This is a genomic window from Desulfovibrio sp. An276 (assembly GCF_002159665.1).
Taxonomy (GTDB): domain Bacteria; phylum Desulfobacterota; class Desulfovibrionia; order Desulfovibrionales; family Desulfovibrionaceae; genus Desulfovibrio; species Desulfovibrio faecigallinarum.
Genome location: NZ_NFJC01000046.1, coordinates 1 through 17,693 on the forward strand (window position 1 = coordinate 1; position 17,693 = coordinate 17,693).

15 protein-coding genes and 1 tRNA gene are annotated in these 17,693 nt (G+C 58.0%); 2 read left to right on the forward strand and 14 right to left on the reverse strand.

Going from position 1 to position 17,693, the window contains the following annotated elements; translation table 11 throughout:
• The first annotated feature begins 902 nt into the window (after window positions 1-902).
• Together ade and B5F76_RS13135 are read left to right on the forward strand one after the other, a co-directional pair.
• Complete coding sequence (gene ade, locus B5F76_RS13130; protein ID WP_446717642.1) at window positions 903-2,648, forward strand: adenine deaminase; 1,746 nt, start codon at window positions 903-905, stop codon at window positions 2,646-2,648.
• Window positions 2,648-3,037 (forward strand): thioesterase family protein, encoded by a 390-nt coding sequence (locus B5F76_RS13135; protein ID WP_087355329.1) that lies wholly within the window; start codon window positions 2,648-2,650, stop codon window positions 3,035-3,037. Before ade ends, B5F76_RS13135 begins: the two co-directional genes overlap by 1 nt.
• A gap of 96 nt (window positions 3,038-3,133) precedes the next feature.
• Here B5F76_RS13135 and rho read toward each other — a convergent pair whose 3' ends face one another.
• The 14 genes from rho to B5F76_RS13205 form a co-directional block, all read right to left on the reverse strand.
• Window positions 3,134-4,426 carry a transcription termination factor Rho gene (rho, locus tag B5F76_RS13140; RefSeq protein ID WP_087355331.1) on the reverse strand — a complete coding sequence of 431 codons (1,293 nt, stop codon included), beginning with the start codon at window positions 4,424-4,426 and terminating at the stop codon, window positions 3,134-3,136.
• A 328-nt stretch (window positions 4,427-4,754) separates the two neighbouring features.
• Window positions 4,755-5,291 (reverse strand): CarD family transcriptional regulator, encoded by a 537-nt coding sequence (locus tag B5F76_RS13145; RefSeq protein WP_087355333.1) that lies wholly within the window; start codon window positions 5,289-5,291, stop codon window positions 4,755-4,757.
• A gap of 482 nt (window positions 5,292-5,773) precedes the next feature.
• Window positions 5,774-6,415, reverse strand: coding sequence for an aminoacyl-tRNA hydrolase (pth, locus tag B5F76_RS13150; protein WP_087355335.1), 642 nt, complete (start codon window positions 6,413-6,415; stop codon window positions 5,774-5,776).
• Between the two features lie 111 nt (window positions 6,416-6,526).
• Entirely contained in the window at window positions 6,527-7,141 is a 615-nt protein-coding gene (locus B5F76_RS13155; RefSeq protein WP_087355337.1) for a 50S ribosomal protein L25/general stress protein Ctc, read from the reverse strand.
• 66 nt (window positions 7,142-7,207) lie between these two features.
• A complete protein-coding gene (locus B5F76_RS13160) occupies window positions 7,208-8,152 on the reverse strand; it encodes a ribose-phosphate diphosphokinase (protein ID WP_087355339.1) in 945 nt (314 codons plus the stop codon).
• Between the two features lie 42 nt (window positions 8,153-8,194).
• Window positions 8,195-8,269 (reverse strand) — tRNA-Gln (locus B5F76_RS13165).
• The gene (gene ispE, locus B5F76_RS13170; protein WP_087355341.1) at window positions 8,260-9,252 is read right to left on the reverse strand and encodes a 4-(cytidine 5'-diphospho)-2-C-methyl-D-erythritol kinase; all 993 of its coding nucleotides are present in this window, start codon (window positions 9,250-9,252) and stop codon (window positions 8,260-8,262) included. The genes B5F76_RS13165 and ispE overlap by 10 nt, the downstream gene beginning before the upstream one ends.
• Window positions 9,253-9,279: 27 nt before the next feature.
• On the reverse strand, window positions 9,280-9,819 hold the full coding sequence (gene hslV / locus B5F76_RS13175) for an ATP-dependent protease subunit HslV (protein ID WP_087355343.1): 540 nt from the start codon (window positions 9,817-9,819) through the stop codon (window positions 9,280-9,282).
• On the reverse strand, window positions 9,819-11,207 hold the full coding sequence (locus B5F76_RS13180) for a M48 family metallopeptidase (RefSeq protein WP_239407066.1): 1,389 nt from the start codon (window positions 11,205-11,207) through the stop codon (window positions 9,819-9,821). The genes hslV and B5F76_RS13180 overlap by 1 nt, the downstream gene beginning before the upstream one ends.
• An 80-nt stretch (window positions 11,208-11,287) precedes the next feature.
• A complete protein-coding gene (gene cysS, locus B5F76_RS13185; protein WP_087355345.1) occupies window positions 11,288-12,745 on the reverse strand; it encodes a cysteine--tRNA ligase in 1,458 nt (485 codons plus the stop codon).
• A 4-nt stretch (window positions 12,746-12,749) separates the two neighbouring features.
• Window positions 12,750-13,196 (reverse strand): ribose 5-phosphate isomerase B, encoded by a 447-nt coding sequence (gene rpiB, locus B5F76_RS13190; RefSeq protein WP_204218417.1) that lies wholly within the window; start codon window positions 13,194-13,196, stop codon window positions 12,750-12,752.
• 89 nt (window positions 13,197-13,285) lie between these two features.
• Window positions 13,286-14,071: a hypothetical protein gene (locus tag B5F76_RS13195; protein WP_239407067.1), complete on the reverse strand. Its 786-nt coding sequence runs from the start codon at window positions 14,069-14,071 to the stop codon at window positions 13,286-13,288.
• A 96-nt stretch (window positions 14,072-14,167) separates the two neighbouring features.
• The gene (locus tag B5F76_RS13200; protein ID WP_087355347.1) at window positions 14,168-15,982 is read right to left on the reverse strand and encodes a tetratricopeptide repeat protein; all 1,815 of its coding nucleotides are present in this window, start codon (window positions 15,980-15,982) and stop codon (window positions 14,168-14,170) included.
• 75 nt (window positions 15,983-16,057) lie between these two features.
• The gene (locus B5F76_RS13205; RefSeq protein WP_239407068.1) at window positions 16,058-17,320 is read right to left on the reverse strand and encodes an RNA polymerase factor sigma-32; all 1,263 of its coding nucleotides are present in this window, start codon (window positions 17,318-17,320) and stop codon (window positions 16,058-16,060) included.
• Between the last annotated feature and the right edge of the window lie 373 nt (window positions 17,321-17,693).

Sequence of the window (17,693 nt, forward strand, 5' to 3'; positions counted from 1 at the left end):
GGCAATCCTGTGGTAAGATAAAATTTTTATTACCACATCGTAAAAAATTGCACTTCAAATGTCAACACGGCTTGAAGCTTTATACTATATTTACAGAGAGATAAGTATGCATACTAGTACAGATCCTCAGCTGAATTAGACCCGTGGTAGTAAAAACATCCCGGGAACTCAGGTTTACAGATACGTACACCAAAAAGCCTCTGAAACAACGGTGGCACCAATTGGGGGATACGGACACGCTTGTCCAGCGTGATATCATGTCCGCCTTTCTTGCCTGCTATGCTACCGAAAACCGGCACGACCGAAGCCTCTTGCTAAGCAAGTGGCCGGCTGTGGAAGCGCTGCTGAGCGACAGCGGTCTGTGCCGAAGATTAACCTTGTGCGATGTCGGCTCTCCGGCATCCACGAAGCCCGGGGTCAATGTTAAGGCCAAGGCTAAAGCCAAGGCCAAGGTCAGGATCTCGGGAACGGGGAAGAGGTCTGTCGCGAACTCCTCGGGAAAGTAGCAGCTACCGGCGGATACTTCTGTGCAGGCGGTGGAAATTTTTCCTCCTATTGGGCAAAGGCATCTGCCGACATTTGGCTCTGTCCTTCTGTTGGAATGGTGACAGCTGTCGGGGTAACCCGGCAGAAAGCCATTTTCTGGTCAGGGAGAATCCCCCGTTGTAAAACGGGGGAGCTTCAAGTATGGAGCCTCTTTTGGGGCACTGCCCAGAGTTTTGTCTGGGGCAAGGCTTGCTTTTCAAGGATTGGGGAACCTGCTAGACTTGGGGCCACATCTTTGCCGGGAATAACTTCCTGGCAAAAAGGGGGGGGGATCCAGCCCCCAAAAAATGCCTCCCAGACCCTTAAATATCGAGGAACCTTGTTTGAACGCTTTGAATCTGCAGCGCGCGGTGGACATGGTCATGGGGCGCAGGGCCTGCGATATGGCCCTTGTGCACGCCAGTGTTGTTGACGTCTTTGGCCGCGAAATTCTCGAAAACAGAACCGTCCTTGTAGGGGACGGTCACATCCTGGCAGTCCTTGCGGACGAGGAATGCAAGGATGTGCAGGCAGGTGCAATTTTCGACTGCCAGGGCCAGACCCTGCTCCCGGGGCTCATGGACGCCCATGTCCACATAGAGTCTACCATGCTCACGCCTCCCTCCTTTGCAAGGGCAGTTCTTGCTTGCGGTACGACCCGTGTCGTGGCGGACCCGCACGAAATCGCCAACGTCGCAGGCAGTGACGGCATACGCTACATGCTTGAGGCAAGCCGGGACCTTCCCTGCCACATCCACATTGCTTTGCCTTCCTGCGTTCCCTGCACGCCCTTCGAGGACGCAGGCGCCAATCTTGACGCCAGGGCCTTGAGCTCTTTTTGGCAGGAAGAGAGGGTGTGCTCCCTTGGCGAGGTCATGAACGTGCCGGGTGTGCTTGCAGGAGACGGGGATCTTCTGGACAAGATAGCCATGGCAAGGGCTTCGGGGCGCATGGTGGACGGCCACTGTCCGGGACTTTCCGGCCGTGGCCTGCAGGCCTACGCAGCCTGTGGCATGGGCAACGATCACGAGGAAGAGGATCCGAAGGTCTTGCAGGAACACGTACGCAGCGGCCTCTACGTCTTTGTGCGCGAGGGCTCCGCAGCCAAGAGCCTTGCCCGCGTGCTTCCCAGCGTAAACGAAAAAAATGCCCACCGCTTCTGCCTGTGCACGGACGATCTGCACGCAGAGGACATCCTCACATCCGGGCACATCAACGCCATTTTGCGCAAGGCCGTGGCCCTTGGCCTGGATGCGCCAACGGCAGTTGCCATGGCCACCATAAACACGGCCTCCTGCTTCGGTTTCAGGAACGCAGGCGCCATTGCCCCCGGCTATGTGGCGGATCTCGTGCTCGCGGACAACGTGCGCGACTTCAATGTCGCGCGCGTCTGGAGCGAAGGCAAGCTTGTCTGCGAACACGGCAGGTTTTTGGGGGAAACGAAGAGTGTTTCCGTGCCGGAAAGCATATTGCACAGCGTGCACATACGGGAACGGGAGCTCGACCAGAGTGTCCTTGCCCTGCCTGTACCCTCGAAAAGGGCCAGGGTCATTGGCCTTCTGCCGCACAGCCTCTGCACAGAGGCCAGTGTGCGCGATGTTGTGGTGGACAGTGAAGGCAACTTCGATGCGGCAGCCAATCCGGGCCTTTGCAAGATAGCCGCTTTCGAACGCCACAAGTCTCTGGGTCTGGTGGGCCTTGGCATACTCGAGAACTACGCTCTGGAAGGCAGGCTCCTGGGAGGAGCCCTGGCAACAAGCATTGCCCACGACAGCCACAATATCGTGGTCGCGGGCAGCAGCGATCAGGACATGATCCAGGCTGTGGCAAGGGTTGCGGAAATGAACGGCGGCATAGCCATCGTGCAGGGCGGCGTGTGCACGGCCTCCCTTCCTTTGCCTGTGGCAGGGCTCATGAGCGGAGAAGTGGCTGAAGACGTGGCGCGCGAGCTTGCGGCTATCGAGAAGAAGGCGCTGGACTTTGCCGTGAACCCGGACATCGATCCGGTCGTGACCTTAAGTTTTATGGCCCTGTGCGTGTTCCCAAAGCTTCGCGTGCACACCAGGGGCCTTTTTGACGTGACAGAATTTTCCTTTACCAGCGTTGATGCGGGAGATGAATAATGGCTGAACTGAAGATCGGATTGTCGGCCGAGATGATGATCGAGGTTACCAAAGAAAGCACGGCAGCCGCTGTGGGCAGTGGTTCTTTGGAGGTCTTTGCCACGCCCATGATGATCGCTGCCATGGAAGAGGCAGCCTGCAATGCAATTTTCGATGTCCTTGGCAAGGGGGAGACCAGTGTTGGCACTATGGTCAATGTCGAACACCTTGCTCCCACACCTGTGGGAGGCGTGGTGCATGTGTGGGCAAGGCTTGTGGAGGTGGACGGCAGAAGCCTGACCTTTGAGGTTGGGGCAAGCGACGAAGCGGGCCTTGTGGGCCGCGGGAAACACAAGCGCTTTATAGTCAACGCAGATCGTTTCATGGAAAAGGCCCAAAGCCGCAAATAGGAATGTTTTCCAAAAGTTCAGGCCCCGCGGATCTCAGGATCTGCGGGGCCTTCTGTTCAGGGCAATCTTTTTTCGGGACAGGGCTTTGGGGCCAGGCTATTTGCCCATGGCATTGAGAAAGTCCCTGTTGGACTTTGTTGCCTTCATCTTTTCGAGCAGGAATTCGAGGCTGTCCGCTGGCTGCATGGAGCCCAGGAGCTTTCGTATGATCCAGGTCCTGTTGAGCACGTCCTCGGGCAAAAGAAGCTCTTCCCTGCGCGTGCCTGTGCGGTGAATGTCTATGGCAGGGAAGATGCGCCTCTCTGCCAGATGGCGGTCCAGACAGATTTCCATGTTGCCAGTGCCCTTGAATTCCTCGAAGATGACCTCGTCCATGCGCGAGCCTGTCTCGATGAGGGCTGTGGCCAGTATGGTGAGACTGCCCCCTTCCTCTATGTTGCGGGCAGCGCCGAAAAAGCGTTTGGGGCGCTGCAGGGCATTGGCGTCAAGACCGCCTGTAAGCACGCGACCAGAGGCAGGAGTCACGGTGTTGTAGGCCCTGCCGACCCTTGTGATGGAATCGAGCAGGATGACCACATCGCGCTTGCGCTCGACCAGGCGCTTGGCCTTTTCCAGGACCATTTCGCATACCTGCACGTGGCGCTGCGGAGGTTCGTCGAAGGTGGAGCTGATGATTTCCGCTCCCTTGACCGTGCGGGCCATGTCGGTGACTTCTTCCGGGCGCTCGTCAATAAGCAGGATGATAAGGTAGCATTCCGGATTGTTGGTCGCGATGGCATTGGCAAGGGACTGCAGAAGCACGGTCTTGCCAGCCCTTGGGGGTGCCACAATGAGGCCGCGCTGGCCCATGCCAATGGGCGAAAGAAGATCGATGATGCGGTTTGCGTAGTTGGTGCTGCCGTTTTCCATGACAAGCTGACGCGTGGGGTAGACCGGGGTCAGGTTGTCGAAGAGAACAAGGTTTCTGGCCTTTTCCGGGGCCTCGAAGCCTATGGTGCACACCTTGAGCAGGGCAAAGTAGCGTTCTCCCTCCTTGGGAGGACGGATTTGACCCGAGACAATGTCGCCCTTGCGCAGGGAAAACTTGCGAATCTGCGAGGGGGAGACGTAGATGTCGTCCGGGCCTGGCATGTAGGAGTAGAAGGTCGAACGCAGAAAGCCGAAGCCGTCCGGCAAAATTTCCAGTACCCCGTCGCCATAGATGGCTCCGTCGTGGGAACCGCAGGCCTGCAGGATGGCAAAGAGGAGTTCCTGCTTGCGCAGGGAACTTGCATTTTCCACACCGTAGGCGTCCGCGAGCTGCATGAGCTCGTTCATGGAACGGGTCTTCAGGGTGGTGAGATTGAGGGCTCCGTCTGCAGGGGGATCGGGCAGAATTTTTTTCAGCATGAAATATATCCGGGATAGGGGTGCGCGAAGGAGGGCAAGCGGGCAATCGCAAAGACGTTGCGCGGAAAGGAAGGTCCGCAGTCCTTGTCCTTGAAGAGCGTGCAAGAAGCGAAAAAAGTGAGGACGGATTTTGGGGATAAAGAGAGGGCAGGGTTGAAGACCTGCAGGAAGGAGGGACTGCAGTTGTATGCAAGGCGTCACGAGTCCGAGACCTTTAGCCTATCCTTTGCCTATCTGGCAAGGGGAAAGTCCCGGTTTCGTGCAGTATGTGCGGCTTTGGTGGGTGCGGCCTGTGACCCTGGGTATCCCCAAGGGGGGCACCCGCAAGCTAGTTGCCCTTTGGGGCCTGTTCGCCAGAAGAAGCGTCGTCAGGGACGGCAGGGGCGTAGATTTTCAGAAGGCTGTCCCTGAGATCGTCCTGGGAGACGCCCAGGACTTCGGAAATTTCGCCAACGACCAAGGACATGGCCTGCTCCTGCAGGCGCCGCTCGCCATAGGAAAGTTCCTTGTCGCGGCCAATGACAAGCAGTTCGCGCAATACCTCGGCGACCACGCTCAGGTCAGGGCTTTTCATCTTGTCCGAATACTTGCGAAAACGCCTGTTCCAGTTCTGTCCCACATAGACGCTCTGGGCAGTATTGTTTTTGAGGTTGTCCAGAATGCCCGAGGCTGTTTCCTTGTCCACGAGCTGGCGCAGTCCCACATTGCCGGCATTCTTGACCGGAACCATGAGCGTGATGTTGTTGCTCTGTATGCCGACGATGTAGATGTCACAATTGACACCGCCGATGGTCTTCGTGTCTATGCGGTTGATCTTTCCTACGCCCTGTGCGGGGTAAACTACGAGATCGTCCACCTTGTACATGAGGACTCCTTACGGCAGAGCATGCTGCCGTGCGCTCACATGATCCCCTGGCATAGGCATTCTTCTCTGTGTTGCATGCCTTGTGAACGAGAACTGCAGGCCTTGCGTCCAGATGACCAGTCCAATGGCGCAATCCAAAAGGATCAGTCCAAAGGATCAGTCTCAAGGAGCAAGGAGTAGGTCGCAATGACGAGAAAAGAAGCTGAGGATATGTGGATGGTATCAAATTCTCCTATGCTATGAGTTGTCCTCGCGCGGGTCTTTATGGGTGCGGGCCATGGGCGCGAGTATGCGGCCTACCGCGTATGAGGTAAGCCAAGTTTTCTTAACCTACAGGGAACTGTGCAAAAAGTCCAGAGCCTGCAAAATTGGCATGACAAAAAAGGCCTTGTTTCCACTATAACTAGTTGAAAACACAGGCCTTTTACTGAAAAAGTCTCTGGCATCCCGGGCTTGTTTGGCACGTTTGGAAAGGGCAGGATTCAGGCTTTTTTCTCCTCGCTCTCCTTCGCTGCCTCCTCGGCAATGCGTTTGGAGGCGCGGTTTGCCAGGGTGACGGCCCGCTCAAGGCCCTTTTTTGCGAAGGCAGAGAGCACGTCTACGCCACTGTCCATGGCTTCTTCCCACAAGGGGGCTTCTTCCTTCATGGTGGTCAAAACCCAGTCCGAGACCTGGAAGCGCTCCCTTGGGCGGCCTATGCCTATGCGCAGTCTGTAGAAATTTGGGGTGCCCAGAAGTTCCGTGATGGACTTCAGGCCATTGTGGCCTGCGTTGCCGCCGCCGAACTTGAAGCGCAGGGATCCGGGGGGCAGATCCAGCTCGTCGTGGGCGACGACGAGATCTGCTGCGCCAAGTTTGTGCCAGGCCAAAAGGGGCTGCACACAGCGGCCGGACAGATTCATGAAGGTCATGGGCTTTGCCACAAGCCAGGTTCCGTCTAGGGCATCCAGGGTCACGCGCCACAGCTCGCAGTCAAAGCGCGCACCGTTCATGTCCTCGACCCTGCCCTCGAGATGGGCAAGATCGAGAATTTTGTCCACAAGGAGAAAACCCGTGTTGTGCCTTGTGCGTTCGTACTTGGGGCCCGGGTTGCCGAGGCCGACCAGAACACCTCTGTAGTCCATGGCTATCCTCAAAAGCGGAAGGGCGTATCTTCCGCAGCTTCTGATGGGGCAAAAAAAGGCGGCACCCGCAAAATACCGGATGCCGCCGCAAGAAATTGTTGGCTGCGAACCCTACTTGGCTTCCTCGCCTTCGGCGGGAGCATCGTCTGCGTCTGCGTCCTTGCTCTTGGAGAGCACGGACACGATGGTGAACACGTCGTCGTACACGGCGTGAGCGCCTTCGGGCAGCTGCAGCTTGTCAATGGTGAGGTGCTGGTTGAGACCCATGTCGGTCACGTCCACAATGATCTTGTGGGGCATGGCCAGGGGCTTGGCAGCAATGGTGACGTACTCGCGGTAGGTCTCCATGACACCGCCGATCTTCACACCGCGGGCAGTGCCGGTGAACACCAGGGGAACCCTGACCTTCACTTCCTGGTCAAGATCCACACCGTAGTAGTCGATGTGCACAAAACGCTTCTTGTAGGGGTGCTTCTGCACGTCCCAGAAGAAGGCGGGATAGGTGGTCTTGGTGCCGTTGTCATCGATTTCAAGGTTGAACACCGTGGTGTCACCGATCTCGAAGTACAGCATTTCCAGTTCCTTGGCCGGCACGCCCACAAGGATGTTGTCACCCTTGTTGTTGTAGAAAACACCGGGAACAAGGCCCTCGGCACGCAGACGGTGGGAAGCACCCTTGCCGGACCCCTCGCGTTTCTGAGCGCAGAGAGTTTTTTCGATAGTCATTGATACATCTCCTTGACGCGCTGTCATGCGCACAATTTGCTCGAAAAATTTTTTCTGACAGACCCTTTAGGTAAACAGCACGCTCACGGAGGAGCCTGTGTGTATGTTGGAAATAGCCTTGCCAAGGAGCGAGCCCACATCCACAACGTGGAGCTTGGGGCAGCGTTCGAGCTTGTCTCCCAGGGGAATGGTGTCTGTCACGTAGACTTCGCTCATGGTCTCGGTGGCATTGATGCGGTCAATGGCCGGGCCGGAGAGGACAGGGTGCGTCACGCAGGCCATGATCTTGACTGCACCGTTTTCCATGAGCACGTCTGCTGCGGCACAGAGGGTGCCGGCAGTGTCGATCATGTCGTCCACGATGATTGCGGTCTTGCCAGCCACATCACCGATGACATGCATTGCCTGTGCCTGGTTGGGCTTGTCGCGGCGCTTGTCCACGATGGCAAGCGGGGCGCCAAGGCGCTTGGCATAGGCGCGGGCACGTTCCACGCCGCCTGCATCCGGGGAGACGATTACGGGATCGCCCTCAATGGCCTTGCGCAGGGACTCAAGCAGAACGGGTCCGGCGAAAAGATTGTCCACAGGACAGTTGAAGAAGCCCTGAATCTGTCCGGCGTGCAGATCGATTGTCACCACGCGACCGGCTCCGGAACAGGAGATGAAGTCTGCCACCATCTTGGCGCTGATGGGCGCCCTGGGGCTGACCTTGCGGTCCTGCCTGGCGTAGCCGTAGTAGGGCACAACAGCCGTGATGCGTCCGGCAGAGGCCCTTTTCAGAGCGTCGCACATGAGGCAGAGCTGGATCAGGTTGCGGTTGACATCGGGCGGACAGGTGGGCTGAACGACAAAGACGTCGTCACCACGGACATTGGCGCCGATTTCAACGCGAAGTTCGCCGTCGCTGAATGTGGTCGCCAGCGTGGGAGTGAGCTGACAGCCAAGATGATTGCATATGGCCACAGCCAGATCCGGGTTGGCGGACCCAGTAACAATCTTCAAGTCGTTCATAGTCTTTTCCTGTTTTTTGCCTGTGGCAAAGGACAAAAAAGATGGCTGGGATGGAAGGGTTCGAACCTTCGCGTGACGGAGCCAAAACCCGTTGCCTTACCGCTTGGCTACATCCCAGCAAGTGAAGAAAGCTGCACCGGCCATTCCATGCTGGCGGCTGCGGCGCGGGCCTTCGCTTCATCATCATAGAGAGCAAAGACGCTTGAGCCGCTGCCACTCATGGAGGCGGCGCAGGCACCGTGGGCAAGCAACATTCTCTTGATGTCTCCAAGTGCTGGATAACGCTTGAAGACAACGGGTTCGAGGTCGTTTGCAAGCTCGAGCGGTGAATCTATGGGAAGGCTTTCCTTACGCACTTTTGTCATGACTGTCAATGCCTCAAGCAAGGATTGTTCCTTTTCCCGCAACTGGCCGCTGAGGCCGACTTTCGCACCCTTTGTCCCTTTTCGCGCCCGTGATTCGTCATAGGCTTTGTAGGCCCAGGGGGTCTGGACACTGACGCAGGGCATGACGAGCACAAGGAAAAATCCTTCGAGACAAAGGTCCACTTTGGTGAGGATTTCTCCTATGCCCTGCACGCGCATGGGGACATTGCGCAAAAAGAAGGGGACGTCTGCGCCAACCCTGGCTGCCATGGAAAGAAGCGCTTCTTCGCTGACAGGGCGGCCGGCCTCCTTTGCAAGGAGAGCCATATGCCTCAGCACGCAGGCTGCGTCGGCACTGCCTCCCCCAAGGCCAGCGCCCCAGGGAATGTTCTTTTCAAGGCGCACGACAAGGGCTTGCGCAAAGCCTGTGGTCTCGGCAAAGACCTTCCAGGCCTTGGTGAGAGTGTTTTTTTCCGGATCAACACCCCTGCAGTCTGTCAGAACACGTATCCCCTCTTCCCTTGCGCGCGCCATGTACAATTTGTCGCAGGGAGCCTTCAGGGGATAGAAGATGCTGTCGATCAGATGGTAGCCGTCTTCCCTTTGCCCAAGGATCTTGAGCCCGAGATTGATCTTGCAGCCGGCCTCAAGGAGAATTGGCTCATCCTTGGCAAGGCCTGCCAGTTCCGCATCAATGCTGCGTTCCCCGATGTCGGAACGAACCCCTGTGTCCATGTCCTTCCCCCTTGCACAAGCAAAAAGCTAGAGCGTTTGCACAGTAAAGTTGCTGTTTGTGTAGACGCAGATTTCGCTGGCAATGGTCATGGCGTTGCGCACAATATCCTCGGCAGGAAGGTCTGTGTGGCGGAGAAGGGCGCGCGCTGCGGAAAGGGCGTAGGGGCCGCCGGAACCAATGGCTGCCACGTCGTCGTCCGGCTCTATGACATCACCCGTGCCGGAGAGCAGAAGAATGTGTTCCCTGTCTGCCAAAAGCAGCATGGCCTCGAGCTTTTGCAGATACTTGTCTCTGCGCCACTGTTTGGTCATTTCCACTGCTGCGCGCACAAGGTTGCCGTGGAACTCCTTGAGCTTGGCTTCGAACAGTTCGAAAAGGGTAAAGGCGTCCGCAGTGGCCCCGGCAAAGCCGGCCAGCACCTTGCCGTCGCCCACAAGGCGGATTTTTTTGGCAGTGTGCTTCATGACCATGGTCTGACCCAGGGTGACCTGTCCGTCGCCGGCCATGGTCACGTGGCCGTTGCGCTTGACTGCCAGAATGGTTGTGGCGTGAAATTCTGCAGGCATTACATGTTCTCCCATATTTCCTTGCGTTCCTTGTAGATTTTGTCGAGGCGTTTGAATTCCCTGGTGGAGGAGGCCAGACTCTTGGCCCTTTCGAAATAGCGTTCGGCCTGCCGTTTGTTATGGGAATATATGGCGGCATAGGTCATGTGCACATAGGCAAGGCCTGTCTGGCCATTGGTTCCGTAGCTGCGCGCAAGACTCTCGTGCACCTCTGCGTCCTCGGGCACGGACTGCAGGACCTTGAGGAAGCGTCCCTGGGCCTCGTGGTGGCGGCCCTCGTCGTCGAGCAGACGGGCGTAGAAAAAGCTTCCCATATAGTCGCGATCGTCAAGCGCAAGGGCCTGCCTGAGCAAGGTCCTTGCCTTGTCCATGCTGCCCTTGCGGTAGTTGAAAATGCCTGCCTCGCGCAGGACAAGGCTGTCGCGCGGAGCCTTTGCCACTGCCTCGTCAAAGGCCCTGGCTGCGGCCTGCACGTTGTTTTGGCGTGCGAGCACCATGCCCCTGCCCATGAGGGAGAGGGCATCGTTGCCCTTAAAGCGCTGCATGGCTGTCTGGGGGGAGCCGTAGCGGCCCCAGAGCAGGATTTGCATGCGCTTGAAGCGGCGGTTGTCTGTCTTGCGGGCCGTGATGGCCTTGGGCATGTTGAGGATGCGGGCCTGTATGCCGTTTATGCGATCGCCTATGTCCGGGTGTGTGGAGAGATAGGCGGGCACGGAGACCCCCATCATCCAGCTTTTCTGGCGCAGGACCTTGAAGCCGTTGACCATGCCAATGGGCGGATAGCCTGCCTTGATGAGAAACTGCATGCCTATCTGGTCCGCCTCGGTCTCGTCTGCCCTGCTGTAGTCCAGCATGGCTGCCTGGCCTGCACCAAGGGCGCCGGCTGCGGCAGCACCGCCACCGCCAACGGCTATGCCTGCCACGGCAAGGAGCAGGGAGCCTATGGAGATCATCTGCGCCCTTTCAAGGCGCGAAGCCACGTGGCGCTGAGTCACGTGGGCAAGCTCGTGGCAGAGCACGCCTGCCACTTCCTCCTCGCTGTTGAAATTCATGAGGAGCCCTGTGAAGACGTAGATGTAGCCGCCAGGCACGGCAAAGGCGTTGATGGAGGGGTGGAGGATAACGCCTGGCTTGAAACGGAAGGGCTGCGGCGGAATGGAGGAGACGATGTGGGCAACGAGGTTGTTCACGTACTGGGAAATTTCCGGATCCTCGACCATGGGCAGATTGGAGCGCACGGCCACATCGAACTTGCGGCCCATCTCGTTTTCGTCCTTCAGGGTGACGCCCCCGAAGAAGAAGGCCCTGGCTTGCACAGGGTACAAAAGGGACAGGCAAAAGAAGAACAGGGTTGCCAGGGCGCAAAGACGAAGCCGGCTTATACTCACGACAGCTCTCCTCTATGGGCTCCAGGGGATACGCAGCGGGGCAGGTTTTTTGGCTTGCCCCGCTGCGCGATTTTTCAGAATCAGGAAATGACAAGATCCCAGGTCTGACCCTGGGGTGTGTCGCGCACTTCCACGTGCATGGCTTTCAGCTCGTCGCGCAGGGCGTCGGAGGCGGCAAAGTCCTTGTCCTTGCGGGCCTGGGCCCTTTTTGCGAGCACTTCCTCGACCTTTGCAACGTCTATGTCCATGCGCCTGCAGCGCGAGGCGCGCATGTCGGCAAGGAAGGCATTGGGATCCTGCCCAAAGAGGCCGAGCTCGCCGGAGACGCCTTCCATGCGCTGCATGAATTCCTGCAAGAGATCCCTTGTGGCCTCGGAAGCCTTCAGGGCCTTGTCCTCAAGGACGCGGTTTGTGATGCGCACCATGGAGAAGATGTGCCCAAGGGCCATGGCGGTGTTGAGATCGTCGTCCATGGCCTCGTCAAAGGCAGAGCCTAGGTCCGCCCATTCCTTCGCGATATCTTCGGGCAGGGGAGATTTCTTCCACTTGCTGCGCTCAAGACCCGTCTTCGCCTGGGCAAGACACTCGTAGACACGGACAAGGGCGCGTTCGGCATCGTCCATGCCCTCTGGCGTAAAGTCCACGGGGGAGCGGTACTGCTTGCTCAAAAGGAAATAGCGCAGGGTCTCGGGCATCCAGGAGGCGAGGATGTCGCGTATGGTCTTGAAGTTGCCAAGGCTTTTCGACATCTTCTCGCTGTTTATCTGCACAAAGGCATTGTGCATCCACAGCTTCGCGAGCTCGCAGCCGCAGCAGGCCTCGGTCTGGGCAATCTCGTTCTCGTGGTGGGGGAAGATGAGATCCATGCCGCCACCGTGGATGTCCAGGGGAAGCCAGGGGCGGGACATAGCGGAACACTCTATGTGCCAGCCGGGACGCCCCTTGCCCCAGGGGCTTTCCCAGTAGGGCTCGCCTGGCTTGGCAGCCTTCCACAGGGCAAAGTCCATGGGATCCTGCTTTTCCTCGCCTGGGGCTATGCGCGCGCCTGCCTGCATGTCGTCCAGATTCCTGTGGGAGAGCTTGCCGTAGTCGGCAAAGGAGCGGACCCTGAAGTAGACGTCGCCGGAAGGAGTGGCATAGGCCTTGTCCTGGCGGATGAGCTCCTCGCACATGTTCATGATGTCCTGCATGTGTTCGGTTGCCCTTGGCTCTATGTCCGCGCGCAAGACACCCAATGCGTCCATGTCCTCGTGGAAGGCCTTGATGTAGGTCTCGGCCACTTCCTTCCAGTCCCTGTTCTCGCGGTTTGCGCGATTGATGATCTTGTCGTCCACGTCCGTGAAGTTGCGCACCATGGTGACTTCAAGGCCCTTGCGCCGCAGGTGGCGCACAAGAACGTCAAAGACCAGGGCTGAGCGGGCATGGCCTATGTGGCAGAGATCGTAGACCGTGACGCCGCAGACATACATGTGGATCTTGCCCGGGCGGACAGGGCGAAGCTCCTCTTTCGCGCGGGAAGCTGTGTTGTAGATCTGCATGGCCTTATTCTGCCTCGTTTGAGATGGCCAGCTTGGCTATGCGGCGCATGTGGCGGCCGCCCTCGAAATCGGTGTGCAAAAAGGTCTCCACAATGGCCATGGCAAGCTCCTCGCCTGTCATGCGCGCGCCAAGGCAGAGGACGTTTGCGTCGTTGTGCCTGCGGGTAAAGCTTGCGTGAAGTTCCGTGGTGCAAAGTGCCGCGCGGATCTTCTCGTGGCGGTTGGCGGCAATGGACATGCCTATGCCTGTGCCGCACAAAAGGATGCCGTTGGACTCGGGATCCTTTTCCACTGCCCTGCACACGGCATGGGCAAAGTCCGGATAGTCGCAGCTCTCGTGGGAGTTGGTGCCGTGATCCACGACCTCGTAGCGGTCCTTCAGGGCGTTGACGAGCAGGTCTTTCAGATCCACCGCTGCGTGATCGCAGCCTATGTGCAGGGTCTTTATCATTGCGAAACCTCGTGTGGTGAAGGTGAAGGGGGCATGGGGCGGACAGCAGGTCCGGAAAAATCCGGTCCGCTGCCAGTACCTGGTTTGGGCTAGTTTTTGAGATTTTCCAGGGCCTGAACCTCGGTTCCATCCGGAAGGGCAAGGCCCATCTGGCCCTTTTCGAAGGGAGAGGTGGGCGTTTCGCGCTTCTTGACAAGGACTATGGCCTTCTCGCCACGCGTATTGAGAAGTTCAACTCGCCTGACAAGGCCCTGTTCGTCAAGGTCAAGGCTCATGGTCCACTGATCGTTTTTCCAGGCAAGGGGGAGGGCATTGTCAGAAAGGACAAGGGTTCCGCCAATGCCGTGAGAAAGCTCGAAGGCAGTGCCAAGCCTGTCCGAACGGACAGAAAGATACTTGTCCCCAAAGACAGCGCTGTAGCGGCCGTGGAGAAGGGCCTCAAGCCTGAAGAGATCAAGGGGCAGGGGAACTCCAATCTTCAGAAGGGGCGAGGTGGGCCCCATGTGGAAGAGTGCCTTTTGCTCCATGGGCATGTAGAGGAGGAAATGCTCGCCTTCCTGCCTGACCATGGCAAGGGTTGCGCCAACGCCTGCCCGAACGTCCAGGCGCAGGGTATTGTCTCCGTTGCCCCAGAGAAGGGCAGTCACCCTGCGGGTGTTGCCGGAGCTTCCGAAGCGCAGGCTCATGTCGTCGCGAAAGGGAGCTGGCCTGACAGCCGAGGCCTGCACAAAGCCCTGCCAGAGCCTGTCCGCCTGTACGGGATCCACCGGGGTGGGCTGTTTTGCGCAGGCAAAAAGCTGCAGGAGAAGAAGGCACAGGCAAAGAACGCTGCCCCTTTGGGCATATATGTTCGTGAACATGTGTTTTGCTGGCATATGAAAAAGCTCCTGTGCTTTTCTTGCGGTATCCTGCACCCTCTTGTCGGAAGCAGGCCTTTTTGTTTCCGGTTGTCAGGCTATCGGGTTGTCCGGCTATTTGAGGCTGTCGATCTTTTCCTGCAGGGCCTTTTTGTCGCCTGCGTTGACAAGGGCCTTTTTGTAGGCCTCCCTGGCTTCGGCACGCTCGCCCCTCGCAAGGGCAATGTCACCGTAGTGCTCCCAGATTTCCGCATCCTGGGAATTGTCAAGCTTCACTGCCTCGCGGATGTACTTCCAGGCGAGATCAAGGTTTCCTGCACGAAAATGTGCCCAGGCAAGGCTGTCCAGAATGAAGAACTGGTTGGGGGCAAGGGCGTTGGCCCTGGTGAGGAGGGTGATGGCCCTGTCGATTTCGACATTGGCCTCGGCCAGGGAATAGCCCACGTAGTTGAGGGCAAGGTAGTTTGTGTCGTCCTTTGCTATAATGCCTTCCATGACCTTGAGGGCCTCGTCCTTTTGCTCGGCCTCGGCAAGCAGGGTGCCGAGCAGGAAGGCAATGTCCGTGGAATCGGGCCATTTGGCAAGGCCTTCCCTGGCAAGGGCCATGGCCTCGCCCTTTTTCTCCATGTTCGCGAGCACGCGGGCCTTCATGGTCACAAGTTCCGGCACTGGCGCAAAGAGCTTTTCTGCCTTCTCGATGGTGGCAAGGGCTTTCGTGTATTGCCTGGCCCTTGCCTCAAGCTGGGCTTTGAGCAAAAGCTTTCTCTGGGCAAAGTCGCTGTTGTCTGGAACGCGCTCAAGCCAGGTTAGGGAGGCGTCAAGGTCGCGGCGCTGCTCGTAGGTGAGATCCGCAAGGAAGAGGAAGACCTCCATGGGCGCGTCCTTGCGCTCGGCTATGCCCTTCAGGATGCGCTCGGCCTGCAGGTAGTGGCGAAATTCCGTGAACAGCGAGGCAGAAAGAAGCTGGAAGGCCGTGTCGCCCTCGGGCCCTTTCTTGTAGTACTCAAGGGCCTTTGTGGGCTTGTTCTGGCGCAGGGAAAGGTTGATGAGGCGAAGAAGAACGTCCCTTGGCGCGTAGGGGGAGGTCGAGAGCTTTTCGTAGGCCTGCATGGCCTCGTCGATGTTGCCCGTGCGCTCGCACAAATAGGCCTGCAGGGAAAGGGCCTCCTCGAATTCGGGCAGCTGCTTCACTGCCTTGCGCACGTGGGAAAGCGCCTCTTCGTCCCTGCCAAGGCTCATGAGGGCCCTTGCGTGATAGTATTCCACAAAGCCCGAGCGCTCGAACTGTCCAATGGCCTCGAAGGTGGCAATGGCCTCCTCAGGCTTCTTTTCCTTGAAGAGAATGATGCCCTTTTGCATGAGGGCTTCGGGACTTTTGGGATTTTTGGCCAAAAATGCATCAATGACCGCCATGGCCTCCTTGCCGAAGTTGTGGTCGGAAAGGGCCTCGGCGTAGAGGAGGGCCAGATGCGTGTCCTCGGGTCTTGCCTTCGTTGCCGCGCGCAAGAAGGGAATGGCGTTCACGGACTTGCGTTCCATGAACCAGAGAGCGCCCTCAATCCAGTGGTTTGCCGGCATGGCAAGCTCGCCCTTGCCGTTGGCCAGGATTTCCGCGGCTGCCACTGCGCCTGCTTCGTCCGCATGGGAGAGGGCCTGCATGAGGGAAAGATAGGCTGCGCTTATCTCTGCGTCCTGGGTTAATGTGTCCTGTTTGGGCAAAACGGCCATTTCCCCGGACAGAAGAACGGGCCCGGGGGCCTTTGTACTTTTCCTGTCGGGCTGGGGCTGGCTTGTCTGGACCCTGGGCTTTTCCTCCCCGGCCTTTTCGTGTTTTGCGGAACAGCCCCCACAGGCCGAGAGAAGGGCTGTCGGCGCAAGGCAGAGCAGGGCGGCCAGCGCAAGGGTAGGAAGGGTTGGTGCGTGTTTCACGGCGTATGCCTGTATACTGCGATCGACTTGATTGCGATCGGGTTTTTTGTCTTGTGCGACCCTTGCGGCAGAGGACTAGGACTGTATCCAGGAGGAAGAAAAGTCCTTGATGTCGTTGGCAAGGTGTTTCTTGATTTTTTCGAGCAGCCGGATTTCCAGCTGGCGGACGCGTTCGCGGGTGATGTGGTAGCGTTCGCCTATTTCGCGCAATGTTTCCGGCGAATCGGTGAAGAGGCGATTGTCCAGGATGTAGAGCTCCTTTTCGCTCAGTTTGGGCAGAAGGGTCTTGAGCTTTTCGTGGAGCATGTCCGAGATTTCGTCGTTGGCTATGGTTTCCTCAATGCCTGGCTCAAGAGCAGGCAAAAAGTCCATGCGCGAGGCAGAGTCGCTCTCGTCGCTCACGGGAACGTTGAGGGACACGTCCGAGGAGGAGAGGCGCTGCTCCATTTCCAGAATGTCGTTCTTGCTTACGCCAAGGTGGCGGGAGAGCATTTCGGCATCCGGATTGAAACCCTGGGCCACGAGCTTTTGCCGCTCCCTGTTCAGATTGAAGAAGAGCTTGCGCTGGACCTGGGTTGTGCCGATCTTCACCATGCGGAAATTGTCCATGATGAATTTGAGGATGTAGGCCTTGATCCAGAAGGAGGAATAATAGGAAAACTTGATGCCCTTGTCCGGGTCAAACTTGTACAGGGCGTGGATAAGGCCCACGTTGCCCTCCTGCACAAGATCGAGCACGTTCTGCATCCAGCGGCGCTGGAAGTCCATGGCAATCTTCACAACCAGGCGCAGATGCGAGGAAATGAGCTTGAAGGCCGCTTCCTTGTCCTGGGTGTCGCGAAAGCGCACTGCGAGCTCGTGCTCCTCCTCTGGCTTCAGGAGAGGAAAGCGGCAGACCTCGCGCACGTAGACCTGGAAGTTGTCCCTGACCTGCGGAAGCCTGCTTGCGGCAGGTGCCGGAAGGGTCGAGTCCGCGTCCTGGCGCTGGGTTAGAAACCTTGCCTCGCCCTCGTCCCCAAGGTCGAGTTCCTGCAGACCGGAATCTTCCTCGTCCTCTTCGGGGCCAAGGATGTCCACATCCATCTCGTCCCCGTCGGAAGCGACATCGATGTCCTGGTCCTCTGGCTCGCTTTCCCCCTGCCCGCCCTTCACAACGGCTTCGCGGACCACGCGGCGCCTTGTGCGTTCGCGCACCGGCTGTTCGGGCAAAAGGACGTCGGGCGTGACGCTTACGTGGGACGCATCAGCCAAGGGCTGCTCCGTATCCCCTGCAAGGGTTGCGCTGACTTTTTCCTTTGTCTCTCTTGCCCTGGGGCGCTTTGTGCTTTGTGCTGTCATGATTCTCCTTGGAATGGAATGTGCGAAAAGGGGGATGCCCTGGGGCAGGATGTCCGCCATGCAAAGCCTGTATGGCAAAGCCCCGACCCTGGCACAGGAAAGGGTAAGAACTATAGCCGCAACGGGCAAGCCATGCAATGCGTGGCAAATGCGCCCAAAACATCGAAGGATGCTTCCAAGTGCCTGGGATAATCTTGCAAATTTTGCAGAGACCTTTGCAAAATTCCGCGTCTTTCTCCCTGCTCTTCTTCTTTTGGACAGGCTGTGAAGCCTCCCCGCGCTTATGCGCGGGGCTTCCTCCCTTGGGACTCGGGAGGACTACCCTGCTTTCGATACGGGATGCGTCAGCACTGATCTGAAGATCAGACGCTCA